The following is a 25,306-nucleotide window of genomic DNA, read 5'->3' on the forward strand; positions in this document are numbered from 1 at the left end:
CGCCCACCTCCGGCTCGACTCTTATTGGTATTGTTCCGGCTTCTCGTAGCGCAGCCCGTAGCGCGCGTACAGGCGCTCGAGTGAGCCGTCGAGGATCATGTTTTCCAGCTGTTCTTCCAGGGCATAGGCCAATTGCCGATTGGTTTCGTGCACCGCCATGCCGATTTCCCAGATCTGCCGGCCCATGTCCGGGTAGGCGTTCTCGGCCAGCGCCAGTTGCGGGTCATCGGCCTCGTGCACCAGCCAGTCCACCTCACCCCGCAGCGCCATCACCGCATCCACTTCACCACCCTGCATGGCAGCAAAGGCCAGCTTCGGCGTTGGGTAGTGCCGGGTTTCCTGGCTGAGCATGCCGCCCTGCACCGAACTCAGGTAGAACGAGGGCACACTCTCGACTTCGACGCCGACCGGGTGCTGGCGCAACGCGACGATGCTCGGCACCTCGGGCAGACGCCGACGATCGAACGCCAGTTGCCAGCGCTCACGCTGATAGGGGCCAAACATCACCACGAGTTCGTTGACCAGCTCGCCCAGCTCGTTGCGCATCTGCGCGTAGTCGCGGTCGTATGGCACACGCAGCATCACATCGGCCAGTTGGCCCTGCGCGGTCACCCGGCCACGCCAGATGTAGTCACGCAGGTCGTCGTCAAGCTTTTCGCCCGGCGGCGCCCACATCACTTCAAGCTTCAGACCAAGCCCTTCAGCCAGCGCCTTGGCCAGCTCGTAGTCGACGCCACGTGGCTGACCGTCCTGCTCGTAACTGTAGGGCGGGAAGTTCTGGTACAGCGCCACGCGCAGGGTGCCCGACTCGGTGATGCGGTCGAAGTCGCGCACCTGCGCCTGAGCCGTACCCAGAAAAAACAGCAGGCCACACAGGAGGATCAGCCGGCGCATGACACGAGTGCTTATGAAGAAATCGTCGCGAGCGATGGCAGGTCGCGCTTCGCCGGAGCACAGCAAGCGGAATGTATTGAAATACATGAGCATTGCGAGCACCGCCGAAACGCGAGATGCCGAGCGCAGCAGATTCATCATCAAGCCCTCACTCCTCGACGTGCACGCTCTCCAGGTAGCTACGCACCGCCCACAATGCTTCCTGGCTAAGGAAGTCGGCCATCTTCGGCATGTACACACGCCCATCGCGCACCGCGCCGTTGATTACCCGCTCCTTGAACCACTCGTCACCACTGGCGCCCAGTTCCAGCAGACGCAGGTCGGGGGCGATACCGCCGGACTTGGCTTCCAGGCCGTGGCAGGCAGCGCAGTTCTGGTTGTAGGCCGAGGAGCCAATCTCGATGGCGCGCGGGTTGTCGCGATAGGGGTTCTCGTCCAGCCATTCCTCACCCAGCGGTTCCAGGCCATCAGTGTTCACCGCCTGCGGTACCACATCGCCGTGCGCCCAAAGGTTGGTCGATGCGGCGAGCAACAGCAGCGCCAGGGTGGATTGGATCTTCTTGTTCATGGCTAGGACCTCATCTAATGCACGCAAGACAGCCCATACAGAGCTCGTGGCGACCATCTTAGAAAGGCCGTGCAACGCGCCGAATGCTGCTTTGGTGGTCGCGTTCTAGTCCCTTGGTAGTAGGGCTTGTGAGGGGGTATTGGCGATGCCTTGGCAGCAAGGCCAAGTCATGGGCCGACCGGGAAATCCTCCCGGCAAAGGCGGGAGTTTTTCCGTAGGCGCGAAGGTGGCCGGGTACCACCATCGGCTTGCCTCTGCTGGACATCCCCGGAACCCAGTTTTCGCGGTGTCACTGCAGCGACCTACCACCTCCAATGGGAAGCACAACGATGACAACAAGAAACCTACCCAGCACCCCGCGCCCTCTGGCGCTTGCCCTGATGTTGGCCGGCGGCCTGGCGCTGAACCAGGGCGCGTTCGCCAAGCCGGTCACCTGGGAAGACATCGCCAACGACCACACCACCACCAGCAACGTGCTGCAGTACGGCATGGGCACCAACGCCCAGCGCTGGAGCCCGCTGGCTCAGGTGAACGCCGAGAACGTGTTCAAGCTGACCCCGGCCTGGAGCTACTCCTTCGGTGACGAGAAGCAGCGCGGCCAGGAGTCCCAGGCCATCATCCACGACGGCGTGGTCTACGTGACCGGCTCCTACTCGCGCGTCTTCGCCCTCGACGCCAAGACCGGCAAGCGCCTGTGGACCTACAGCCATCGCCTGCCCGACGACATCCGCCCGTGCTGCGACGTGGTCAACCGTGGCGCCGCCATCTACGGCGACAAGATCTACTTCGGCACCCTCGACGCCCGCGTCGTGGCGCTGAACAAGGACACCGGCAAGGTGGTCTGGAACAAGAAATTCGGCGATCACTCCGCCGGCTACACCATGACCGGCGCGCCGACCATCGTGAAGGACGGCAAAAGCGGCAAGGTGCTGCTGATCCATGGCAGCTCCGGTGACGAGTTCGGCGTGGTCGGCCGCCTGTTCGCCCGCGACCCGGACACCGGCGAAGAAGTCTGGATGCGCCCCTTCGTCGAAGGCCACATGGGCCGCCTGAACGGCAAGGACAGCACCCCGACCGGCGACATCAAGGCGCCGAGCTGGCCGGATGATCCCAACCACCCGACCGGCAAGAAGGAAGCCTGGAGCCAGGGCGGCGGTGCGCCGTGGCAGAGCGCCAGTTTCGATGCCGAAACCAACACCATCATCATCGGCGCCGGCAACCCGGCCCCGTGGAACGGCTGGGCACGCACCAGCGACGGCGGCAACCCCAAGGACTACGACAGCCTGTACACCTCCGGCCAGGTCGGCGTCGACCCCACCACTGGCGAAGTGAAGTGGTTCTACCAGCACACCCCGAACGATGCCTGGGACTTCTCCGGCAACAACGAGCTGGTGCTGTTCGACTACAAGGACAAGGACGGCAAGGTCACCAAGGCCACCGCCCACGCCGACCGCAACGGTTTCTTCTACGTGGTCGACCGCGCCAACGGCAAGCTGAAGAACGCCTTCCCCTTCGTCGACAAGATCACCTGGGCCAGCCATATCGACCTGGAAACCGGTCGCCCGGTCGAGAACGAAGGCCAGCGCCCGCCGAAGCCCAAGCCCGGTGAAAGCAAAGGCGAAGTGGTCGAAGTCTCCCCGCCGTTCCTCGGCGGCAAAAACTGGAACCCGATGGCCTACAGCCAGGACACCGGCCTGTTCTACGTGCCGGCCAACCACTGGAAAGAGGACTACTGGGCCGAGGAAGCGCACTACAAGAAGGGCTCCGCCTACCTGGGTATGGGCTTCCGTATCAAGCGCCTGTTCGACGACCACGTCGGCATCCTGCGGGCGATGAACCCGACCACCGGCAAGGTCGCCTGGGAGCACAAGGAGCGCCTGCCGCTGTGGGCCGGCGTACTCGCCACCAAGGGCAACCTGGTGTTCACCGGTACCGGCGACGGCTACTTCAAGGCCTTCGATGCCAAGAACGGCAAGGAGCTGTGGAAGTTCCAGGTCGGCACCGGGATCATCTCCCCGCCCGTCACCTGGGAACAGGACGGTGAGCAGTACATCGGCGTGACTGCCGGTTACGGCGGCGCCGTACCGCTGTGGGGCGGCGACATGGCCGACCTGACCAAACCGGTGGCCCAGGGCGGCTCCTTCTGGGTGTTCAAGCTGCCGAGCTGGGACAAGGCCAGCGCCCAACGCTAAAGGCCCAACGCATGGCGCACCTGAGTGCGCCATGCACGCTATCTGTGGGAGGGGCTTTAGCCGCGACTGCCTCACCCATCATCCCATTCGAGGACTCGCCATGAACTACCTGCCCCTGCTTATCCCGGTCCTGCTACTGGTAATCGGCAGCCACGCCATCGGCGCCGAAACCCAGAACGACGGCGTGCCGCAGATCAACGGCTGCCGCATCGAACCCGACAGCAAATGCCCCAACGCCAACCTGCGCGGCGCCGACCTGCGCAACCTCGACATGCGCCGCATGGACCTGTCCGGTGCCGACCTTTCCGGCGCCGACCTGCGCCACGTCAACCTCGACCTGGCCAACCTGGAGAAAGCCAAGCTGCGCGGCGCCAACCTGACCCGTGCCAGCCTGCAACAGAGCAACCTGCGCCTGGCTGATCTGTCTGGCGCCAGCCTGGTCGCCATCAGTGGCTGGGCCCTGTTCGCCCAGGCTGCGCAATTTGAAGGCGCCGACATGCGCGCCGCCAACCTGGAATTCGCCCGCCTCTCCGGCGCCAAGCTGCACAACGTCCAGCTGCAGGCGGCCAACCTGGAAATGACCTGGCTGAGCAAAGCAGACCTCAAGGGCGCGCACCTGGAAGATGCCAACCTGCAGGAAGTGAAACTCAGCGGCTCCAACCTGGAGAACGCCAACCTCACCGGCGCCCGCACCCGCTTCGGCAACTTCCAGGACGCCAACATGCCCGGCTGCGTGCAATGTCCCAAAGGGTGGGATTGAGCCCGCTCGCAAACACCCACACCCCGTAAGAGCGGCTGGGCGGCACTGCGCTTCAGTCGCGATGCGCGCCTTAACATCGCGGCTAAAGCCGCTCCTACAGGTCGGCTGCAACATTAGGCTACAGGCTGCTCTTGTGGGAGGGGCTTTAGCCGCGACTGGCGCCTCCCAAGGTTAGCTTCGTAGCCCGATAAATCCGGGAGCAGTATGTATGCGGTCCCCGGATTTCATCCGGACTACACGCCAATGCCGATCAAATAAGCCTCCAGACCGCTTCCCGTAGGAGCCCCGCCCCGTGGCGAAGCGCTTCGAGTGCCCGTCGTACGGGTTCGCGGCGGGGCGCCGCTCCTACATCATCCGAGCGCCAGGCTATACAGCTCTCATCGTGGGCCTCGCCCATCTGACTTGGTGCAAAAACAACCTGAACCATGCCTACCCAGGGCAATCCCTTCTTAGGAACAGCCAGATCGAGGCGGCAGCATCCAGGCCGTCATCAGTCATTGCCCAAGAGGGATCTGCCGTGACCACCACCACCGAAACTCCACATGCCTACCCCAACATTCTCAGCCCTTTGCACGCCACCCTGCTGTGCGGCCAGGTGCCGCTGTTTCTCGGCGCCCTGATGGCCGACATCGCCTACTACCGCAGCTACCAGATCCAATGGAGCAACTTCGCCTCCTGGTTGATCGCCGGCGCCCTGGTATTCGCCGGTCTGGCGATGCTGTTCGCCCTGGTCGGGCTATTTCATCGACGTAACCCGCGCCCACTCACCTACTTCCTGCTGCTTCTGGTTACCTGGGTACTGGGCTTCATCAATGCACTGGAACACGCCAAAGACGCCTGGGCCGCCATGCCCATGGGACTGGCCCTGTCGGTGATCGTCACCTTGCTGGCCATTGCCGCCACCTGGGTCGGCATGGCCCAGCCACGCACAGGAGATGCCCGATGAAAACTGCCATCGCACTCACCGCCCTGCCCTTCACCCTGCTGTTGACCGCCTGCGGCGAAGAACCCGGCAGCAACCAGCAGTTCTACGGCGCCCAGCCGGACCTGCCCTCCCCCGAACGCGGCATCCTGCCGAGCATGACCATTGCCGAGCCAACGTCATGGGGTGATCAACGACCGACCGTGCCCGAAGGGTTCAGCGTCACTGCCATCGCCACCGACCTGAAGATTCCCCGGCAAACCCTGGTACTGCCCAACGGCGACATCCTCGTCGCCGAGGGCCGTGGCGGTAACGCCGCCAAGCTCAAGCCCAAGGACGTGATCGCCGGCGTGATCAAGGCACGTGGCAACACCACGGTGGACAGCGGCAACCGCCTGACCCTGCTGCGCGACGCCGATGGCGACGGCAGCTACGAGCTGCAGACGGTGTTCGCCGAAGACCTCAACGCCCCCTACGGCCTGGCCCTGCACGAAGGCAACCTGTACGTGGCCAACCAGGACGAGCTGGTGCGCTTCGACTATGAAGAAGGCCAGACCAAGGCCAGCGGCCCGCCGAGCAAGGTCGCCGACCTGCCATCTGAGATCAATCACCACTGGACCAAGGCGCTGACCATCAGCGAAGACGGCCGCTACCTGTACGTTGGCATCGGCTCCAACAGCAACATCACCGAGCGCGGCATGGAGGCCGAAGTCGACCGCGCCCTGGTCTGGCAGGTGGACGCCGAAACCGGCGCCTACAAGCCCTACGCCACCGGCCTGCGCAACCCCACCGCGCTGGCCATCCAGCCGGGCACCGGCACCTTGTGGGCAGTGGTCAACGAGCGTGACGAACTGGGCGAAGATCTGGTGCCCGACTACCTCACCTCGGTGCAGGAAGACGGCTTCTACGGCTGGCCCTACAGCTACTTCGGCCAGCACGTCGACCCCCGGGTGAAACCGCAGAACCCGGACAAGGTCGCCAGCGCCATCGCCCCGGACTATGCCCTCGGCGCCCACGTCGCCGCGCTGGGCCTGGACTTCTCCAGCGAGGTAATGGGCGAGCAGTATGCCGACGGCGTATTCGTCGGCGAGCACGGCAGCTGGAACCGCAAGAACCCGGTGGGCTACAAGGTGATCTTCGTGCCCTTCGAAAACGGCCGCCCTGCAGGCGACCCCATCGACTTCGTCACCGGTTTTCGCGGCGAAGACGGCAAAACCCGCGGCCGCCCGGTGGGCGTGACGGTCGATCCGAGCGGCGCACTGATCGTGGCGGATGATCTGGCGAATACGGTTTGGCGGGTGGTGCGCGAAGGTAGCGAGTGAGGCTAAGCAATCGATCGCACCTATCGCCTATGGCTCCCACGCCCCGCGTGGGAGCTAGCCTGCGGAGCTCTGCGTCGTCTGCGAATTCAGTTACGCCTCGCCAGTGGAGGCGGAGCGTCAAGAGCTGCATACCACGCGATAAAAGCAGCCCAGTGAGCCAACCATTGCGGCCTCAGGCACTCTCCAACCCCACCCTTACCACCCCACTATCAATCGCCAAATGCACCAACTCCGCCTGCGAGCTGATCTGCAGTTTGTTCTTTACCAGGGTCTGGTAGTTAGACAGGGTTTTGGCACTGATACACAGCTTCTCGGCAATCTGCCTCGGTGGCAGGCCGCGGGCGAGCATGACGAAGATTTCGAACTCGCGCTGGGTCAGTTCGCGCAGGCGTGGGTCGAGGCCGTCGCTGCTGGCGGGGTTGCAGGCCAGCTGGGTAGCTAGTTGCTGTTCGATATAGGCGTGGCCGGCGGCCGTGCGGCGTACCGCCTCCACCAATACTTCCGGTGAGGAGTTCTTGGTCAGGTAGCCGATGGCGCCGGCGTCCAGTGCCTGGCGTACCAGGGGTAGTTCGTCATGCATGCTGAAGAACAGCACGCGCAGTTGCGGCAGGCGCTGGCGCAGGCGGCGGGTGGTTTCCAGACCGCTGATGCCGGGCAGGCCGATATCCATGATCACCAGATTGGGAATCTCTTCCTGCACTCGCTGCAGAGCCTGTTCTCCGTCGCAGGCCTCGCGCAGTTGCACATCCGGCAACAGCGCACGCAGCAGGCTCGCGTAGCCCTGGCGCACCACTGCGTGGTCATCTACCAGTAACACTTTCATCGCATCGCCTCCCGAGCATCTCTAAAAACTACCTGCGTTGCCATCACTGCGTTAAAAACAGGCTCAAAATGCTCATTTACAACATCGTAAACTGCGCTTTTTCGCCTATTTTTGCCTTGCGCTGGCTGCCTCGCTTACGTTTTTAGAGGCGCCCTCTAATGGAATGTTAAGGCACAGCGCCCAGCCGGCTTGCGGGCGACTGTGCAGGCGCAGTTCGCCGCCGAGGCTGCGGCTGCGTTCGCGCATCGAGCGCAGGCCGATGCCGGGGCGTAGCGGCAGTGCGGTGCCCTGGCCGTTGTCGCGCACCAAAAGGCGCAAGCCCTGGCCACGGCGTTGCAGGCGAATGCGTACCTCACTGGCATCGGCATGGCGGGCGACATTGGTCAGCGCCTCCTGCACCAGGCGATAGAGATGGGCCTTGCTCGCCAGCGGCAGACTTGGCAGTTGTTCGCTCAGTTGCAGGCGGCAGCGAATGCCTTGCGCCTGTTGCCAGTCGGCAGCCAGTTGCTGCAATGCCGGCCCAAGTTCCAGACGTTCCAGCACCACCGGGTAAAGGTCGCGGATCAGGCTGCGAAAGCCCTGCTGCAGACGCTCGCAGTTGTCGTCCAGCAGGCGCGCGGTGTCCTGCACCTGCTGCGGCCGGTCAGCAATCACCTTGAGCAGGCAGGCCTGGGCGCGAATGCCGCTGAGGTATTGACCGAGGTCGTCATGCAGGGTCTGACCAAGGCGCGTGCGCTCGCGCTCCTGCAGTTCCAGCAGCGCCTGGGTCAGCTCGGCGTTGTCCGCCTGCACCTGTTGCAGGGTGATGGCCATGTCGTTGAAGTGCGCCGCCAAGTGCTTGGCCTCGGCCAGGCCATGGTCGTGCAAGCGGGTGTCGAAGTGACCGGCGCCGACTTCGCGCAGACCGGCGAGCAGCTCGTCCAACACGCGCCGAGCCCGGTTTACGGCGAAGCGGATGGTCAGCAAGCTGAGGATCAGGGCGAAGGCACTGAGCAGCAGCAGTTGCAGCAGCGAGTCCTGGATTTCCTCGATCTCGTCATAGGGATCGAGAGCGATACGCAACTCACGGCCATCCTCCAGCGGCCAGGCATCAGCCACCAGTGAGGCCGAGCCCAGCAGGCGTTCGGCGATCCAGTGCTCGATGAGGCTTTCGGTCTGCTGCTCGGGCTCTTCACCCGGACGCAGCCAGCTGACGCGGATATGCCGCAGGTTCTCGGTCAGTTCCGGACGCAAGCTACCGGGATTGCTGCGCGCCACTTCACCGAGGTACTCCACTACTGCTTCGGCGGCCTGTAGCTCGCGTTGCACATCGTGGCTGGCCTGGCGCAACAGCAGCGCCAGCCCGGCCAGGGTCACCAGCCCGAACAGCAAGCTGACGCCGAGGTTGATACGGCCTAGGGCAGTCATCTACTTGGCCGCGCTATTTGACGACGAAGTAACCGAGCATGCCCTTGCCTTCCAGGCCTTTGGCGTAGAAGCGGTATTTGCCCGGTTTGACCGGCAGGAAGAAGACCTCCGCCTCGCCAGCCTCTTCGAACTCCAGTTCGGTGAGGGTGACCGCCTTGATCTCCACACCACCCGCTTCAACCTTGCGCAGATAGATGGAAGTGGCGAACTCCGGCGCCTGAAAGGCGTATTCCTTCTGCCCGCTGGCGATGATCTTGAGCTGGTAGGCCTGGCCGGTTTCCAGCTGGTACTCGGCCTGCGACATGAAGTAGTCGCTGTCGTCATTACCCAGCACCAGGTCAGGCAACGCTACCGGTCGGCGGGTCATATCACCAGCGGCGTGCAGTTGATCGACACCGAGCAGGCTGATGATCAGCAACAGCGGCAGCAGCAGAGCCTTGAAAATACGCATGGCGTTCACCTGTTCTTGTTATTGGACGTTGACTGCCATGCTAGGAAGTAACGCCTTGCGCCGGGTTACTACCTTGGTACTGACGCGCTGGTACTTTGGGCATATTTCCCGGCAGCTACGGGCTGACTGCCCAGCACGACAGCCCAACCCGCCACCATTGGTGCATCCATTCGCCACCATCGAGTTAGATACCCCACGCACTGGGCTTGCTAGCCTCCATTGCCCACGTCTAACCACTGGAGTATCACCATGCGTCAACTTGCCGGCCTGTTGCTGGGCGCTCTGTTGAGTACGCCGCTGAGCGCCAGCGACGACGAACAGACGCGCATTGCTCGCGAGATGATCCAGGTACTGGACGCTTACGCGGTGTACAAAATGGGCGACTTCGACGAAGCCTTCGAGCGCTATCGCCGGCTCGCCGAAGCCGGTAACCGCCAGGGCATGCTCAACCTGGGCAACATGCAGGCCGCAGGTCTCGGTACCAGGACTGATCTGGGGCAAGCGTTGAGCTGGTACCAACGCGCAGCTGATGCGGGCGACGCTATCGGCATGTATGAAGTGGCCCGCGCCCACGACATCGGGCTCGGTACGCCAGCTAACCCCGACGAGGCGCTACGCTGGTATCAGCGTGCCGCCGAGCAGGACAACGCCGACGCCCAGTGGGCGCTGGGCGAGCGCCTTTACCGGCAGGGCCAGCACGCCAATGGCCTGAGCTGGATTCGCGCTGCAGCCAGGCAAGGCGAACATGCGCAGGCCCAGCAGTTTCTTGCCGCGCTGGACGGTGATGGCGTTGCCGCCATCCAACCCAATAACGAACAACGCCAAGCGGTACTGGCCGCACTCAGCACGATCGACCAGGCGGCGCAGCGCCGTGACGTCGACGCGCTGGTGGCGTTGATCCGCGATGACGCCCAAATACAGGTGCGCCTGCCGCAGTCACGTAGCTGGCAAGCGTTGAGCAAGGCGCAGCTGCGTACATTGTGGCAACAAACATTCGCCCAGACAGATCGCTATCACTACCAACGTAACGAACCAGAACTGCTGAGTACTGATGATGGGATCCTGGCCTTCTCGCTGATTCGCGAAACGCTGGCACGCGGCGAACGTACGCAGCAGCTTGAAATCCACGAGAGCGCCCGACTGCAGCTCCTTGAGGGCAGGGCAAGCATCTACGGTCTGCGCCTGGATATCCGCCAGCGGGGCGAGTGAGCACGACACACCGCCACCCTGAAGAGCTACTACCTTCGTACATGTCCGGCGCTACCTTGGGCATATTTCCCGAGCCGTAAGCGCTTCCTATGCTGGCGACACCCTTTGCAGGAGTCGCCCCATGCACCGGATCAGTTGCCGCTTGTTGTTCTGCCTCGCTGCCATATTCAGCTTGGTGGTCGAAGCCAGCGCGAACGAGCTGCAGGTGCGCATCGGCTACCTGGCCCATCAACCACCACGCGGGCCCTTGCTGTCCAACGTCATCCCCGAACCGCTGGATGCCGGCCGCCGTGGCGCCGAGCTGGCGATCATCGACAGCAACAGCACCGGGCGCTTTCTCAAGCAACAGTTCGAACTGCAAAGCGCCGAGAGCGAGGATGCAACGGAGCTGCTCGCCGCCGCCGAACAACAGCACCAGGCCGGCATCCGCCTGTTCGTGATCAATGCCCCGGCCGCTACCCTGCGCCAGCTCAGCGCGCGCCTGCCGGACAGCCTGCTGCTCAACGCCGGCAGCGCCGACGACGGCCTGCGCCGCGAGCAATGCCTGGGCAACGTGCTGCACACCCTGCCCAGCCGCGCCATGCTGGCCGACGCCCTGGCGCAGTTTCTTGCCGTGCGCAAATGGACGCGCTGGCTGCTGGTCACCGGCAGCACCGAGGACGACCTCGCCTACGCCGAGGCGCTCAAGCGCGCCGCCAAACGCTTCGGCCACAAGATCGTCGCCGAGAAGCCGTGGAGCTTCGACAACGACCAACGCCGCAGCGCCCAGGCGGAAATGCCGTTGTTCACCCAGGCCAGCGAATACGACGTGGTGCTGGTGGCCGACGAGCGCGGCGACTTCGGTGAATACCTGCCCTACAACACCTGGTACCCGCGCCCAGTGGCCGGAACCCAGGGCCTGACCCCGACTGCCTGGCACAAAACGGTGGAAACCTTTGGCGCCGCGCAGTTGCAGAAACGCTTCGAGGAGCTGGCCGGACGCTGGATGAACGACCGCGACTTCGCCGCCTGGATGGCCGTGCGCAGCTTGGCCACGGCCATCACCAAGCAGCGCACCGCCGAGCCGCAGGGCATTCGTCACCTGCTGCTGAACGAACAACTGCCGCTGGACGGCTTCAAGGGTCGCAAGCTGAGCTTCCGCCCGTGGAACGGCGAGCTGCGCCAACCTATTCCTCTGGTGCATCCACGCGCCCTGGTCAGCACCTCGCCGCAGGACGGTTTTCTTCATCCCAGCAACGAGATGGACAGCCTCGGCTATGACCAGCCTGAAGTGAGCTGCGATCTGGCGGGTATGTCCCTGTAGGAGAACACCTGTGGGAGGGCTTTAGCCGCGAGAGTCGCCGCTTAAGCGCCTCCCACAAAAGCAAGCCATCCAGCCGACGGCTGCAAATCATTACAACAAGAGGATCAACCCCATGCACCTGACCCGTCTCGCCTGTGCCGTCGCCTTCAGCCTGGCTTGCCACTCGGCCTTAGCCGCCACTGCCTACGTGTCCAACGAGAAGGATGACAGCATCAGCGTCATCGACCTCGACAGCCTGGAAGTCACCGCCACTCTCGATGTCGGCATGCGCCCGCGTGGGCTGCTGCTGTCCTCCGACAATAAGCTCTTGTACATCTGCGCCAGCGACTCGGACCGCGTACAGGTGATGGACCTGGCCACGCGCAAGATCATCAAGGAGCTACCCTCCGGCGCAGACCCCGAGCAGTTCGCCCTGCATCCCAACGACCGCTGGCTGTACATCTCCAACGAGGATGATGCGCTGGTAACCGTGGTCGACACCCAGAGCGACGAGGTGCTGGCGCAGATCGAAGTCGGCGTGGAGCCCGAAGGCATGGCGGTGAGTCCCGACGGCAAGTGGGCGGTCAACACCAGCGAAACCACCAACATGCTGCACTGGATCGATACCAGCACCAATCAACTGGTGGACAACACCCTGGTCGACCAGCGCCCGCGCCATGTCGAGTTCGACAAGGACGGCAAGCGCCTGTGGGCCTCGGCCGAAATCGGCGGCACGGTGACGGTACTGGACGTCGACTCGCGCCAGGTGATCAAGGTGCTCAACTTCGCCATCAAGGGCGTACACCCGGACAAGGTGCAGCCGGTGGGGGTCAAGCTCACCGATGACGGCAAGTACGCTTTCGTCGCCCTCGGCCCGGCCAACCATGTGGCCGTGGTGGATGCCAAGACCTACGAGATTCTCGACTACCTGCTGGTGGGCCGGCGCGTCTGGCACCTGGCGTTCACCCCGGATCAGAAGCGCCTGCTGACTACCAATGGCGTCAGCGGCGACGTATCCGTGATCGACGTCGATACGCTCAAGGTGACCAAGTCGATCAAGGTTGGCCGCTATCCCTGGGGCGTGGTGGTGACGCCATGAATGCGCTGGAGGTGAGCGGCGTCGGTTTCGCCTATGGCGCCCGCCAGGCGCTGAACGAGCTGGCCTTCGAGCTGGCGCCAGGGCGCTTCGGTGCCCTGCTCGGCCCCAACGGTGCCGGCAAGTCCACGCTGATCGCCCTGCTCACCCGCCTGTACGACCTGCAGCAAGGCGACATCCGCATCTTCGGCCACAGCCTGCGCGAGCAGCCGCGCCAGGCGCTGCGCCAGCTCGGCGTGGTGTTCCAGCAGAGCACGCTGGATCTCGACCTTTCGGTGCAACAGAACCTCGCCTACCACGCCGCGCTGCACGGCATGCCGCGCCGCGAGGCGCAGGCGCGTATCGACGAGGAGCTGTTGCGCCAGGATCTCGCCGAACGTCGTCACGACAAGGTGCGCACGCTCAACGGAGGCCATCGTCGCCGAGTGGAGATTGCCCGCGCCCTGCTCCACCAGCCGCGCCTGCTGCTGCTCGACGAAGCCAGCGCCGGGCTCGACCCGGCCAGCCGCCTGGCGCTGGGCCGACACGTGCGCAACCTGTGCCGCGAGCAGGGTCTATGCGTGCTGTGGACGACCCACCTGCTGGACGAGATCGAATCCAGCGATGATCTGCTGATCCTGCATCGCGGCGCGCGCGTGGCCTGGGGCAAGGCCAGCCAGTTCGGCGACGACCTGGCCATCAGCTTCGCCCGCCTCACCGGCGACGAGGCGCTTGGCCGTGGCCATGTGCGTGAGGCGCTGCGGCCCAGTTGTGGGAGGGGCTTCAGCCGCGACATCCACAATATCGAAGAGCTCGCGGCTAAAGCCCCTCCCACTCAGTCCACACCACCCACAGATTCCGCAAAGGAGCCGCAACCATGAGCGCCTATTGGGAATGCCTGCGTGGCATCGTCCTGCGCGAATGGCTGCGCTTCGTGTTGCAGCGCTCGCGCTTTCTCAGCGCCCTGGTGCGCCCGCTGCTCTGGTTGCTGGTGTTCGCTGCCGGCTTTCGCGCGGCGCTGGGCATTGCCATCATCGAGCCGTACGACACCTACATCACCTACGACACCTACATCGTGCCGGGCCTGACCTGCATGATCCTGCTGTTCAACGGCATGCAGGGCTCGCTGTCGATGGTCTACGACCGCGAGATGGGCAGCATGCGCGTACTGCTCACCAGCCCGCTGCCGCGCGCCTTCCTGCTGGTGGCCAAGCTGCTGGCCACGGCGCTGATCTCGCTACTACAGGTCTATGCCTTCCTTGGCATTGCCTGGGTCTACGGCGTGCAACCACCGGCCTGGGGCCTGCTCGCGGTGATGCCGGCACTGCTGCTGGTGGCGTTGCTGCTCAGTGCGCTTGGGCTGCTGCTGTCCAACGGCATTCGGCAGTTGGAGAACTTCGCCGGGGTGATGAATTTCGTCATCTTCCCGATGTTCTTCCTGTCGTCGGCGCTGTACCCGCTGTGGAAGATGCGCGAGTCCAGCGAGTGGTTGTATTGGCTGTGCGCGGCCAATCCCTTTACCCACGCGGTAGAGTTGGTGCGCAATGCGCTGCACCTGCGCCTGCATGTCGAGGCGCTGGCGGTGTGTACCGGCCTGACGCTGGTGCTCACCCTGCTCGCCGTGGCCACCTTCAACCCGCAACACGCGGCGCTGCGCAAGGCGGGTTGACCAATAGGGGAATCGCCGCCCACAGGGCGGATCAAGACGCCGACCGCTCGTAGAGTCACGAATTCGATGGCGTACTGCTTGCCGAGCGGCCGGCGCACCGAGCCCCCCTACATTGCATACAAGGCGAACCGACCTCTTCTACTACTTTGGTACTGGTTTTCCTCTCCAACGTAGAATTTCCAAGCCTGCGACCATGGCCTGTAATACCGCTACAAAAATAAGTAGAGACCTTGCCATGAAATACCGTCTGCCCATGCAAGCGGGCCTGATGCTCGCCTCCCTGCTGCTGGTCTGCGTCGTGGGTGCCGACGACCTGTTCGATGCCGACGGCTATCGCAGCAACCAGTACCGCAGCCCGACACCGTCAACGCTTGAAGGTGTCCAGGTTCTCGATACTCCCGCCCTGCAAAAGCTGCTCGACGAACGCCCCGATGTTCAACTGATCGATGTCTACCGCCAGCTGTGGCGCCATGATCGTTTCATCGAGGAAGAGCCCCACGCCAACATCCCCGGCAGTCTGTGGCTACCCAACACCGGCAGCGGAAACCTGGAAGCGCTATGGCTACGCTACTTCACCCACTACCTGAACCAGGCCAGCAAAGGCGACCTGAACAAGCCTTTCGTTTTCTACTGCCGCCCCGACTGCTGGCCGAGCTGGAACGCTGCGCGCCGCGCCCATGCCATGGGCTATCGCCAGCTCTACTGGTACCGTGACGGCGTCGATGCCTGGGAACAGGCCGGCCTGCCCTTGGTACCCGCTCAACCCGCCGAACTGCCTGCTGCTTTCCTCACGCCCACTGCCACACCATAATCACAACAACGAGGTGCAAGGCCATGTACAAGATTCTGATTGCCGACGACCATCCGCTGTTTCGTGAAGCTATCCATAACGTCATCGCCGACGGATTTCCCGGCAGCGAGATCATGGAAACCGCCGACCTGGACAGCGCCCTGGAGCTGACCCAAAGCCACGACGATCTGGATCTGATCCTGCTCGACCTGAACATGCCTGGCATGCACGGCCTGGGCGGGCTGATGAACCTGCGCAACGAGGCGCCAACCATCCCGGTGGTGATCGTTTCGGCCGAGCAGGACAAGCAGATCGTGCTGCAAGCCATCACCTATGGTGCGGTGGGTTTCATCACCAAGTCCTCGCCACGGGCACAGATGACCGAGGCCATCGCACAGATTCTCGACGGCAACGTCTACCTGCCGCCGGACATCATCCGTTCGCAGAAGAGCGGCAGCTCACGGCATCACCACGACAACCACAGCATCGCCCCGGAGCTGCTGCAGGCGCTGACGCGCAAGCAACTGTTGGTGCTCGAGCGGATGACCAAGGGCGAGTCGAACAAGCAGATCGCCTACAGCCTGGATATCGCCGAAACCACGGTCAAAGCCCACGTCTCGGCTATCCTGCGCAAGCTCAACGTACATAACCGCGTGCAGGCGATTCTCTCGGCCGGCGATATCGATTTCGCCTCCTATCTGCGGCGCTAGCGTCCGACAGGTTAGCTGTCGTTCCCGCGCAGGCGGTAAGCCAGAACCCAAGAGGCACCTGGGCTCCCGCCTTCGCGGGAGTGACGAACGAGGTTGTCCTGACTCCCGCCATCAAGCCGTGCTAAAACGGCGGCCTCACCGATTGGAGTCCACCATGCACATCCGCCCCTTCCGGCTCGCTGACGAAGCCGCCGTCGTCGATCTCTGGCAACGCTGCGACCTGACCCGCCCGTGGAATGACCCGCACAAGGACATCCAGCGCAAACTGCAGGTACAGCCCGAGCTATTTCTGGTGGGTGAAATCGACGGCAAGCTGGTGGCCTCGGCCATGGCCGGCTACGAGGGGCATCGCGGCTGGGTCAACTACCTGGCGGTGTGCCCGGAGCAACGCCAGCAGGGCCTGGCCCGTCAGTTGATGGCGTATATAGAAGAGCAGTTGCTCGCTCTGGGCTGCCCCAAGCTCAGCCTGCAGGTGCGCGACACCAACGCGGCGGCATTGGCCTTCTACGAGCGGCTTGGCTACAAGATCGACGCCTCGGTCAGCCTGGGCAAACGCCTGGTCGCGGATGATTGACGAGGCGCCCTTATCGTAGCCCGGATGAAATCCGGGGTAGAACGGCGTGATCGTTCCCGGATTGCATCCGGGCTACGGGCTCGCCTCGGTGCGCGCAGCGCACCCTACAGGAGGATCGACGCAGTGTCGTAGGGTGGATCACGCTCTACCGATCCACCGCTGCGGTGGATGTAAAAAGCGACATCCACCCTACAGCTCCTGAGCTCTGCTCGCCCTGGTGAACCCTGGGGTGCGCCGTGCGCACCGGATTTCAAGCCCCTGCCCCACGCTCCATCAGATGACTCATCGCCGCCTTCAGCTTCATCGGCCTTACCGGCTTGTGCAGCAGGCTATGGCCCAGTTCGCGCATCTGTTGTTTGAGCTCGTTGCTGTAGTTGGCGGTGATCATCAGCGCCGGTAGCGGCGTGCTACGCCGGGCGTTGATCTGCGCCACGGCGTCGACGCCGTTGCGCTCGTCGTCGAGGTGGTAGTCGGCGATCAGCAGGTCGGCCTCGGCGTGGTAGTTGTCCACCTGGCACGCCAGGTCCTCTTCACTCAGCGCAGTAACCACCCGGCAGCCCCAGCCTTCGAGCAGGGTGCGCATGCCGGCGCAGATCGCCGCGTCGTTATCCAGCACCCAGACCCGTGCACCGCTAAGGCGTTCAAGCAGCATATCCGGGCTGTCCTGCACGGCACGCACGCGCGGCGCGCGGCGGGTCAGCGGCACCTCGACGGCGAACATCGAGCCCCTGCCCTGCTGCGACGCTACGCGGATGCGATGACCGAGCATGCCCGCAATCTTCTCGACGATCGCCAGGCCCAGCCCCAGGCCGCGATCCTGCTTGCGCTGCACGTTATCGCCGCGTTTGAACTCCTGGAAAATTTCCACCAGCTTGTCCTGGGCGATGCCGATGCCGGTGTCCCAGACTTCGATGGACAGGCTGTTTCCGCGCCGCCGGCAGCCCAGCAGGATGCGCCCGCTGGCGGTGTAGCGAATGGCGTTGCTGAGGAAGTTGCGCAGGATCCGCGCCAGCAGTTGCACGTCGCTGCGCACCAGGGCCGAGCTGGGCAGGTAATCCAGACGCAGGCCTTCGCTGCGGGCGATCTGGTGATACTCGGCGGCCAGGTTCTCCAGCAGCTCGCTGACGGCGAATGGCGCGATATCGGGTTTGATCACCCCGGCATCGAGCTTGGAAATGTCCACCAGCGTGCCGAGCAGACTTTCCACGTCTTCCAGCGAGTTGCTGACGTTGCGCACCAACGGCGCGCAGCCTGACAGGTCGCGTTTCTCCAACAAGGCACTGGTGAACAGCCGCGCTGCGTTGAGTGGCTGCAGCAGGTCGTGGCTGACGGCGGCGAGGAACTTGGTCTTGGACAGGTTGGCCTGCTCGGCCTCGCCCTTGGCTTCACGCAGGCGTGCCTCCATCTGCGTGCGCTCGTCGATCTCGCGACGCAGCTGGTCGTTCACCGTGGTCAGTTCGGCGGTACGTTCGCGCACGCGCTGTTCCAGATGTTGATAGGCCTGGTGCAACGCCTCGGCAGTGCGACGACGCTCGGTGATATCGCGGATCAGCACGAAGATACCGACCACCTCGCCACTGGCCTGACGGTTGGGCACGTAGGAACGCAGCATGTAGCGCTCCTGGCCGTTATGGTTGGTTTCGGCGAATTCGAAGGTCACGCTCTCGCCGGATAGCGCCAGTTCGACGTAGGGCTCCAGGCGCTGGCAATGCTCCTCGCTGTGCACTTCGCGCAGACTTTGGCCGAGCATGGCGCCGCGTGGCCAGCAGTACCATTCCTCGTAGACCTTGTTGGTGAATTCGTAGACCAGGTCGGCCGACAGATAGGCGATCAGCGCCGGCACGTGGTCGGTGATCAGGCGAATCCAGCGCTCGCTGTCGCTCAGTGCCTGAGCCTGGCGATGGCGCTCGGTGATATCGGTGAAGGTATTGACGAAGCCGCCGGTGGGCAGCGGATGAGTACGCACTTCCAGCATGCGTCCGTCGAACAGACGCACCTCCACCTGGCGCAGGGGTTTGCCGGTAGCATCGCGGCTGTCCGGGGTCAGCGGCTCAAGTTCGCTTTCCGCCATCACTTCGGCGAACGGCCGATGGGCGTTGATCGGCGCCAGCCCGCAGAGTTCGAGGAAACGGTGGTTCCACAACTCCAGCGCGCCCTCGGCATTGACCATGGCCATGCCCTGCGACAGGTTGTCGACCGCGCGCTGCAGCAGGCGCGACTTCTGCGCCAGGGCCTGCTCGCGGCGCAACGCCTCGCTCTGCTTCACCTCGGTGATGTCGGTGTAGAGGATCACCAGCCCGCCCTCGCGGGTCGGCCGCTCGCTGACCTGCACCCAGCGCCCGTCCTGCAGGCGGAACAGGCTCGGCTCGCCCTCCTTGCCCAACTGCGCTTCCACCACCAGACCAGTGCTGCGGCTCAGCCGGCGAATTTCCTCCAGCCGCGTGCCGGTGCCGATGCGCGCGCGGCTACGCGCCCACAGCGCCTTGAAACGGCTGTTGAACAGCACGATGCGCTGACGATCATCGAACAGCACGAAGGCATCGGAGATGCTCTCGATGGCGTCGATCAAATGCTGGTGCGCAGTCTCGGCACGCAAGCGCGCATCGCTGAGCAACTGGTTGCTGGATTTCAGCTCAGCCATCGCCTGGTTCAGCGCATCGGTGCGCTCGCGCACTTGCTCGGAGAGCACCACCGAATGCTGGAAGGCCGCGTAGGCGTCATCGCCACGGGAATGGATCGACTCGACCCGCTCGATCAGCGCGGCGTTGATGCGCCGGAGCTTGGCGTTTTCCTGCTCCAGCGCCGTGCAGCGTGCCTGCAGCTCAGCGCTCGGCACGCCCAACAGGTCGGCCAATGGCGACACCGGTAAAGGTCTGGTTGATGTGCATGCCATTGAACTGCTCTCCGTAGGTGTTGAAGCCGATCACCCGCTGCTGGCGCAGCAGCGTGGCGACCGACTCGACGCCGCCATCGTTCTCGATCTCCAGGCGGCGCAGGAAGCAGTCGCAGCCGATGGTCAGCAGCAGCGGACCGAGACGCTGCTCCAGCCCGGCGAACAGCTGCTGCAAATTAGGCAGCAAGGGGCCGGGGTGCATGGCGGTAAGGACGATGCCGTTCTCGACCGCGCAGTAGAAGGTCAGGCTGAGGTCGTCGTGCACCTGCTGGATCGAGCGCACGTAGTAGTGATCGCTGATGCGCACCGCCAGCGGATAGGCGGCGAACGCGCGCAGATCCAACGCCTCGACCGGCACGCCGATCAGCTCGGCATATTCCTGCGCGGCCGGTGCGGCATTGAGTTCGTACACCCGGCGCGTGGCGCTGTCGGCGCGCGTCACCACCAGTTTTTCCGCACTGGGCTGGATGTGATGGGTGCTGAATACCTCGAACTCCAGCCAGGTGTTGAACAGCACCACCACCGCCGCACCGCTGTGAAAGCGCCCGCCGTGATAGACGTGGGTATGGGTCAGGTGGTTGTCGTCGCCGGCCGAGCCGCCGAAGTGCGGGATGCTGCCCAGCGCCGCGCTGAGTGCGCCGAGCACCAGTTCTTCGCGGCTGGACAAGCCGTCGAGCAGGGTCAGGGCGAAGCTGTGGCCCTTGATCGAGGCCAGCTCGTTGCTGCGGCAATTCTTGACCAGACCATCGACCAATTGCTGCGCGTCGAGCAGATTGAAGCGCTCCATCTCGTCGATCAGCACGCTGGCGATGGAAAAGCAGCGCAGGTCGAAACCCAGCGCCACCACGCAGCCGCGGCCGTAGCCCTGCGGGGTGATCTCGCCGGCGCTGGTGCAGCCGACCAGGCTGACACCGCCGAAATGGGCCTCCAGCGCCTGGCCGAGGCCGTCGAGATCGTACTCGGCCGAGCAGAAGAACAGCACGAAACCGAGATAGGGATGGATCAGCTGGCGTGCCAGTTCCTGGGCGGCCAATTCCACATCCTTCGTGCTGGAGACGGCGCTGAGCACGCCCTCCGACTGTTCCAAGGCCATATCACGCCCCAATTCACGTGCTGATCATGGGGAAATTCTACGAAGCCGGCGCTGCCCGCCCCATGCTACTTGAGTACTGGATAGCCGACCCGTAGGGCGTACTCGCGAAGCAGTACGCCCGCACCAAGGGCAATGATGGAGTCTGCCATCGAGCCCTACACGGTTCTCCATCACGGCCCGGAATCGCTGGTGCGCATGGCGCACCCTACCTGGGACGCCGCCATGCTTGTGTAGGGTGCGCCGTGCGCACCAGCGTTCTTACGGAGCCGGCCAGAACATCAGGGTCAGCACGAACATCCCGGCGTAGAAGCCGATCTCCAGGGTTTCCGTCCACGGCTGGATGCGCTTGATCGCGCCATGCACATGCACCAGCACCATCATCAGGGCCACCGCGGCCAGCACCTCGAAGGTGGTGTGCAGCGCTTCACCGGTCAGCGCGGCGCGCAGCATCAGCGCCTCGACGATCAGGATGAATGCGCCCAGACAGCGCCCGAAATACACCGCGAGGTCCACATCCTGCGGAATGCGCCAGCGCATCAGGCGCGCCCAGGTCAGCGGTACAAGGAAGATGGGTAGCGCGAAGACCAGCGTGGTACTGATCGCCAGTACCAGCAGATAGGTTTGAGCCGATTCGCTCCAGAGTCCGATCATCAGTTTTTTCTCTTTCGATCCCTAAAAGAACGGGAGGCCCTTGGGCCTCCCGTTGTCCGCAAGCCGTATGGCTTACCAGCTGAGTACCGCACCGACAGCGAAGGTGTCGGTGTCCTCGTTCAGACCGCTGCCGGCGGCGGCGTCGATCTGGTACTGGTTGTATTCGGCGACCAGCTTGAGGTTGTCGTTGATGGTGCGGAAATAGGCGATGCCGCGGGTCTCGTAGTCCGCTGCCACGCCTAGGCCGTTGCCGTCGTCCTCGGTCTTGCCGTAGGACAGCGCCACGCGGTTCTTGCCCCAGGTGTAGGAGCCCTGCAGCAGGTAGCCGTCGCTGTCGATGTCACGCAGGGTCGGCTCGCCCAGGTTGTTGGTGAAGAACGGGTTGATGCCCTTGGCCTGGAAGCCCGAACCAGTCAGCGACAGGCCGCCGAACTTGGCCTGCACGCCATAGCCGAGGCCCTTGGAGGTGACCTTGTCGACGGTGTCGTCGGTGTTCTCGGAGGTCTGGTAGGCACCGTTGACCCAGGTGTAGATGGTCGAACCGCCCACATCGAACTGGTAGCTGACCTCCGATTCGAAACGCGGGTTTTCCTGGTAGGCCTTGCCGGTCGGGCTGTCGTCGTTGGTGTCGACCGGGTCCATGATGCCCACTGCGACGCGCAGGCCTTCAGCCAGGTTGTTGTTGCGGTAGGTGATCTGCGAGGTCGGGAACGGATACGGGTAGCCGGTGCCGATGTTGCCGAAGGACACGCCATTGCCGTCCACCAGGCCAAGGGTGTCGGACACGTTGCCGTAACCGGCCAGCAGCTCATCGAGGAAGATGTTGGAGCGCGAGAACAGGCCGAAGTCCTTGCCCACCAGCACTTCGCCCCACTCCGGGCTGGAAACGGTGCCGTAGAACTGACGAACGTCGATGGCGGTATCGGTGCCATTGGTTTCGCTGTCGTTGATGGTGACCCAGAAGGAGGAGCGGCCGGTCAGCTTGAGCCCGTCGATCTGCTTGCCGAAGTTGAAGCCGATCCAGTTGGGCAGAAAGCCCATCTTCACCCGCGACTGGCGGCGGTCGAACTGCTCGCCATCACGATCCACGTCGCTATTGACGTAGAAGGCGTTGATGTAGCCGTCGGTGGAGAAAGTGGTGTCGTCCTTGTCGTACAGGACGATCTCGGCGGCGGCCTGCTGCGCAGTCGCCAGGGCGACGGCCGTAGCCAGGGTCAGGGGCAGAAATCGAGTGATGGCGATCTTGTTGTTGTTCATAACGCTCTCCGCTTGAGTGGCGACCGCCAGGGCAGTCGTGTCGGAGGCGATTATCGAAAGCGGGTCCGGCGGGCCATACGCTGCCTTGGCAGCGATTCGCTGCTGCTTTGGCCGGGCGCTACCGGCCCGCTCCCGCCGGCTCGCGACCGACCTGCTACCGGTAGCAGGAGAAAGGTCGTAGTACCGGGCCAGCCCTAGGGCGTAGACGCGCACGCAAAGCGCTGTGAAAAGGAAAATCGGCAAACGTCTGCAGGCAAACGCAAAACGCCCAGGCCTGCTTATCGGAATGGAGAGCGGGAGGAAAAACGCTGCAGTTAGGCCGGCGACGGTGCTCCGCTGGCCAACACGCGCCAATCGCGGGCGCTTAGCAACTGCTCATGTGCTCGCAGCAGATCGCTAGAGGTCAGGTCGACCAGCGCCTGCTGCACCCGTTGCAGGTGCACCTCGGGCAAGCCTGCCAGATGCAGCTGCCATAGCTGCTCGGCACGTGCGAGGTTGGCCTCGGCCGGGCTCACTGCCGGCACCAGGGCCTCGCGGTAATGCGATACGGCCTCATCATCCAGCGCAGCGAGCGACTGACGCTGCTCGCCCAGAAAGGCGCGGATATGCTCGAAGATGCCAGCCGCCTCGCAGACGGGTGACTGCAAGGCAAACAGTAACCCCCGGCAACCCTCGACCTGGCGGAAGCCGGCGAACAGCGCGTAACCCAGTTGCAACTCACCGCGCAGGCGCTGGTAGAAACGCCCCTGCAACACCTGGCCAAGCAGACGCCAGGCAGCCTCGGTGCAGACATCGCCAGCAGGCAAGGGACAGAACAGCAGCAACGCGGCATCCGTGCCCGGCTGCGCGACCTGGTGCCAGTCGACTCCAGTCTCGCTACACGGTGCGGGCGACAGATCCGTAAGCGGCTCGACAGCCACGCACAACTCGTTCAACTGCGCCTGCTCGCGCGCCCCAAGCCCAACACTCAGCCCTTCCAGCCGCAAGGCCCTGGGCAGCTCGCAGAGCTGCGGCAAACGTTGCAGCAGCGCCCGCAACAACATGCCCTGGGAAGCGGGCTCGACTGGTTCATCCCGCGCGGCCAACAGCAGCGGTAGCAGCAAGGCACTGAAGGCCGGCAACAGTGGCGCAGGACCGCGCAATGAGAGGCTCCAGCCAGACGCTAGTACGCTCAGCTGGCAGGCGATGCCAAGCCGCTCACCGCGCCAGCGCAGATCGGCGCTGCGCGCCAGCAATCCCGCTTCGATGGCCGCCGCGTCGCCCACCACTGCACAGGGGCCTCGCCAGTAAAGCGCAGCCGGCCCGCCCTCGACCTGCCCCGGATGATGTCGCAACGCGGCCAATGGCAAAACGGCCGATGCCACGGCAGCGCCGGTCAGCAACGGATCATTGCCGGGCAGCCGCCAGGGATAGATCGAAATTGGGGTTGGCGATGGCATCGGCAAGGCCTGCAATGGCAAATCCAATCCAATTGCCGGCCACAAGGGTCGCGCCTGCTCGCCACACTGCAATTCGATCAGCCCATCACCGCGAGCCAGGCGAGCCAGCACGGCATTCAGGTCGTGCAAGGTCTGGCTATCGTCCTGAGCAGACGACTGCAGTTCCCTGGCGGCCGCCAACGGGCTGAGCCCAAGCAACCTGAGCGCTGCTGCCTGCTGCTGGTGCTGCAGTCGCAATGACCAATCTGTATCGCCCTGCAACTGCGCGGCCCAACTCTGCACGGCGGCGCGCACTGCGGCGCCCTGCTCCGCGCTGGCGCCAGGAAAGTCCAGACGCAGCAGGCATTGCCCACCGTGCTGATACAGCACCCGCGCCTGCAACTGCCGGCACAATTGCATCGCGCGCAGGCCGTCGAGCACGCCGCCGGGCGCAGGGTCCTGCAAGGCATCCAGCAACAGCTCCAACGATGCGTTCAGGTCACGGGTGTCGAGCTGCACGGCAAGACCCAGGTACACACCCGAGCGACTGTGCTGCAGATGCAGGCACGGTGCTCGCAGCGGCAGCAGGTCCGGCGACAGAGTGGAACAGGCGTCGCCCTCGCCTGCCGGCAACCTCCCAAGTAGCGCCTCGGCGATATCCAGCAACTGCTCGGCCGGTTGTGGCCCGACCAGAGTCAGGCTCATATGCCGAGCCTGGTAGTGGCGCTGATGATGATCACGCAGCGCCCGCTGAAACTCCGCAGACTCCACAACCAGCGTGCTGCGATCACCGGCCAGGAACGCGCTGCAGCGATGCCCAGCGGCGAGCGCCTGGCCCAGCGCATGATTGATCCGGCTGTCGGCATCCTGGCTGCGCGCCTGGTATTCGGCGTGCAGCACCTCGCGCTCGCGCAGTTGCGCGTCGATCGTCAGCAACGGCTGGCCGAGCATATCCAGCAGACGCGTCAGCACCGCCGTCAGATGCTCGGCCGGCAGCTCGCAGACAAAATCGGTATGGCGCGCCTGGGTCGAAGCATTGACCAGCCCGCCATGGCGCTGGACGAAAGCCATCAACCCCTGGTCGACCGGGTAATCGCGGCTACCGAGAAACAGCAGATGTTCGAGAAAGTGCGCCAGGCCCGGATAGGCCTGCGGCTCGTCATGACTGCCCGCCGCCACCCGCAGACACAACCCCACCTGCTGCGCCCAGGACTGCTGCTGCGCACGCAGCAGTGCGCCATTGGCCAGGCGCCGAACAGGGGCAGAACGTGGAGCGTACAGGGTCATCAAGGGTTCTCTGGGCAGCGTACCGTTCAGCTTCGACAACGTACCAGCGCCAGGCAATC

22 protein-coding genes are annotated in these 25,306 nt (G+C 64.0%); 12 read left to right on the plus strand and 10 right to left on the minus strand.

Translation table 11 applies throughout. The features are described from left to right. Positions 1 to 21 precede the first annotated feature (21 nt). On the minus strand, positions 22 to 894 hold the full coding sequence (locus tag RTH74_RS20785) for a substrate-binding periplasmic protein (protein WP_031306804.1): 873 nt from the start codon (positions 892 to 894) through the stop codon (positions 22 to 24). Positions 895 to 1,042: 148 nt separating this feature from the next. Then, a complete protein-coding gene (gene pedF / locus RTH74_RS20790) occupies positions 1,043 to 1,462 on the minus strand; it encodes a cytochrome c-550 PedF (RefSeq protein WP_143507084.1) in 420 nt (139 codons plus the stop codon). A gap of 329 nt (positions 1,463 to 1,791) precedes the next feature. Here pedF and exaA point away from each other — a divergent pair, with 329 nt between their 5' ends. The 4 genes from exaA to RTH74_RS20810 all read left to right on the plus strand — a co-directional run bounded on the left by exaA (position 1,792) and on the right by RTH74_RS20810 (position 6,658). After that, positions 1,792 to 3,654, plus strand: a complete 1,863-nt coding sequence (gene exaA, locus RTH74_RS20795) for a quinoprotein ethanol dehydrogenase (protein WP_420713174.1) — start codon at positions 1,792 to 1,794, stop codon at positions 3,652 to 3,654. 100 nt (positions 3,655 to 3,754) lie between these two features. Next, entirely contained in the window at positions 3,755 to 4,414 is a 660-nt protein-coding gene (locus RTH74_RS20800; protein ID WP_079783512.1) for a pentapeptide repeat-containing protein, read from the plus strand. A 517-nt stretch (positions 4,415 to 4,931) separates the two neighbouring features. Then, entirely contained in the window at positions 4,932 to 5,360 is a 429-nt protein-coding gene (locus tag RTH74_RS20805) for a DUF2231 domain-containing protein (protein WP_316915914.1), read from the plus strand. After that, the gene (locus tag RTH74_RS20810) at positions 5,357 to 6,658 is read left to right on the plus strand and encodes a sorbosone dehydrogenase family protein (RefSeq protein ID WP_316915915.1); all 1,302 of its coding nucleotides are present in this window, start codon (positions 5,357 to 5,359) and stop codon (positions 6,656 to 6,658) included. Before RTH74_RS20805 ends, RTH74_RS20810 begins: the two co-directional genes overlap by 4 nt. A 172-nt stretch (positions 6,659 to 6,830) precedes the next feature. On the opposite strand, the gene RTH74_RS20815 is transcribed toward RTH74_RS20810, so the two are convergent. The 3 genes from RTH74_RS20815 to RTH74_RS20825 all read right to left on the minus strand — a co-directional run bounded on the left by RTH74_RS20815 (position 6,831) and on the right by RTH74_RS20825 (position 9,339). Then, on the minus strand, positions 6,831 to 7,481 hold the full coding sequence (locus RTH74_RS20815) for a response regulator transcription factor (RefSeq protein WP_316915916.1): 651 nt from the start codon (positions 7,479 to 7,481) through the stop codon (positions 6,831 to 6,833). Positions 7,482 to 7,586: 105 nt separating this feature from the next. Continuing rightward, positions 7,587 to 8,888 (minus strand): histidine kinase, encoded by a 1,302-nt coding sequence (locus RTH74_RS20820; RefSeq protein ID WP_316915917.1) that lies wholly within the window; start codon positions 8,886 to 8,888, stop codon positions 7,587 to 7,589. Between the two features lie 13 nt (positions 8,889 to 8,901). Continuing rightward, positions 8,902 to 9,339 carry a copper-binding protein gene (locus tag RTH74_RS20825; protein WP_316915918.1) on the minus strand — a complete coding sequence of 146 codons (438 nt, stop codon included), beginning with the start codon at positions 9,337 to 9,339 and terminating at the stop codon, positions 8,902 to 8,904. Between the two features lie 249 nt (positions 9,340 to 9,588). Between RTH74_RS20825 and RTH74_RS20830 the strand changes: the two genes are divergently transcribed. The 8 genes from RTH74_RS20830 to RTH74_RS20865 all read left to right on the plus strand — a co-directional run bounded on the left by RTH74_RS20830 (position 9,589) and on the right by RTH74_RS20865 (position 16,648). Next, a complete protein-coding gene (locus tag RTH74_RS20830) occupies positions 9,589 to 10,548 on the plus strand; it encodes a tetratricopeptide repeat protein (protein ID WP_316915919.1) in 960 nt (319 codons plus the stop codon). 121 nt (positions 10,549 to 10,669) lie between these two features. Beyond that, positions 10,670 to 11,851: an ABC transporter substrate-binding protein gene (locus tag RTH74_RS20835; RefSeq protein WP_316915920.1), complete on the plus strand. Its 1,182-nt coding sequence runs from the start codon at positions 10,670 to 10,672 to the stop codon at positions 11,849 to 11,851. A gap of 112 nt (positions 11,852 to 11,963) precedes the next feature. Beyond that, a complete protein-coding gene (locus RTH74_RS20840; protein ID WP_316915921.1) occupies positions 11,964 to 12,929 on the plus strand; it encodes a YVTN family beta-propeller repeat protein in 966 nt (321 codons plus the stop codon). Beyond that, positions 12,926 to 13,786 carry an ABC transporter ATP-binding protein gene (locus RTH74_RS20845; protein ID WP_316915922.1) on the plus strand — a complete coding sequence of 287 codons (861 nt, stop codon included), beginning with the start codon at positions 12,926 to 12,928 and terminating at the stop codon, positions 13,784 to 13,786. Before RTH74_RS20840 ends, RTH74_RS20845 begins: the two co-directional genes overlap by 4 nt. After that, the gene (locus tag RTH74_RS20850; protein WP_316915923.1) at positions 13,783 to 14,574 is read left to right on the plus strand and encodes an ABC transporter permease; all 792 of its coding nucleotides are present in this window, start codon (positions 13,783 to 13,785) and stop codon (positions 14,572 to 14,574) included. The genes RTH74_RS20845 and RTH74_RS20850 overlap by 4 nt, the downstream gene beginning before the upstream one ends. A 235-nt stretch (positions 14,575 to 14,809) precedes the next feature. Continuing rightward, positions 14,810 to 15,385 (plus strand): PQQ-dependent catabolism-associated CXXCW motif protein, encoded by a 576-nt coding sequence (locus tag RTH74_RS20855; protein ID WP_316915924.1) that lies wholly within the window; start codon positions 14,810 to 14,812, stop codon positions 15,383 to 15,385. A 23-nt stretch (positions 15,386 to 15,408) separates the two neighbouring features. Continuing rightward, positions 15,409 to 16,074, plus strand: coding sequence for a response regulator transcription factor (locus tag RTH74_RS20860; RefSeq protein ID WP_316915925.1), 666 nt, complete (start codon positions 15,409 to 15,411; stop codon positions 16,072 to 16,074). Positions 16,075 to 16,228: 154 nt separating this feature from the next. Then, on the plus strand, positions 16,229 to 16,648 hold the full coding sequence (locus RTH74_RS20865) for a GNAT family acetyltransferase (protein ID WP_316915926.1): 420 nt from the start codon (positions 16,229 to 16,231) through the stop codon (positions 16,646 to 16,648). Between the two features lie 250 nt (positions 16,649 to 16,898). Here RTH74_RS20865 and nahK read toward each other — a convergent pair whose 3' ends face one another. The 5 genes from nahK to pqqF form a co-directional block, all read right to left on the minus strand. Further along, positions 16,899 to 19,541, minus strand: a complete 2,643-nt coding sequence (gene nahK / locus RTH74_RS20870) for a hybrid sensor histidine kinase/response regulator NahK/ErcS' (protein ID WP_316915927.1) — start codon at positions 19,539 to 19,541, stop codon at positions 16,899 to 16,901. Continuing rightward, on the minus strand, positions 19,471 to 20,634 hold the full coding sequence (gene nosP / locus RTH74_RS20875; protein WP_106735315.1) for a nitric oxide-sensing protein NosP: 1,164 nt from the start codon (positions 20,632 to 20,634) through the stop codon (positions 19,471 to 19,473). The genes nahK and nosP overlap by 71 nt, the downstream gene beginning before the upstream one ends. A 258-nt stretch (positions 20,635 to 20,892) precedes the next feature. After that, positions 20,893 to 21,285 (minus strand): hypothetical protein, encoded by a 393-nt coding sequence (locus tag RTH74_RS20880; protein ID WP_279921178.1) that lies wholly within the window; start codon positions 21,283 to 21,285, stop codon positions 20,893 to 20,895. 72 nt (positions 21,286 to 21,357) lie between these two features. Further along, the gene (locus RTH74_RS20885) at positions 21,358 to 22,542 is read right to left on the minus strand and encodes a porin (protein WP_106735313.1); all 1,185 of its coding nucleotides are present in this window, start codon (positions 22,540 to 22,542) and stop codon (positions 21,358 to 21,360) included. Positions 22,543 to 22,856: 314 nt separating this feature from the next. Further along, positions 22,857 to 25,247 carry a pyrroloquinoline quinone biosynthesis protein PqqF gene (pqqF, locus tag RTH74_RS20890; protein ID WP_316915928.1) on the minus strand — a complete coding sequence of 797 codons (2,391 nt, stop codon included), beginning with the start codon at positions 25,245 to 25,247 and terminating at the stop codon, positions 22,857 to 22,859. Positions 25,248 to 25,306 lie beyond the last annotated feature (59 nt).

This window comes from Pseudomonas sp. zfem001, from assembly GCF_032621725.1.
Classification (GTDB): domain Bacteria; phylum Pseudomonadota; class Gammaproteobacteria; order Pseudomonadales; family Pseudomonadaceae; genus Aquipseudomonas; species Aquipseudomonas sediminis.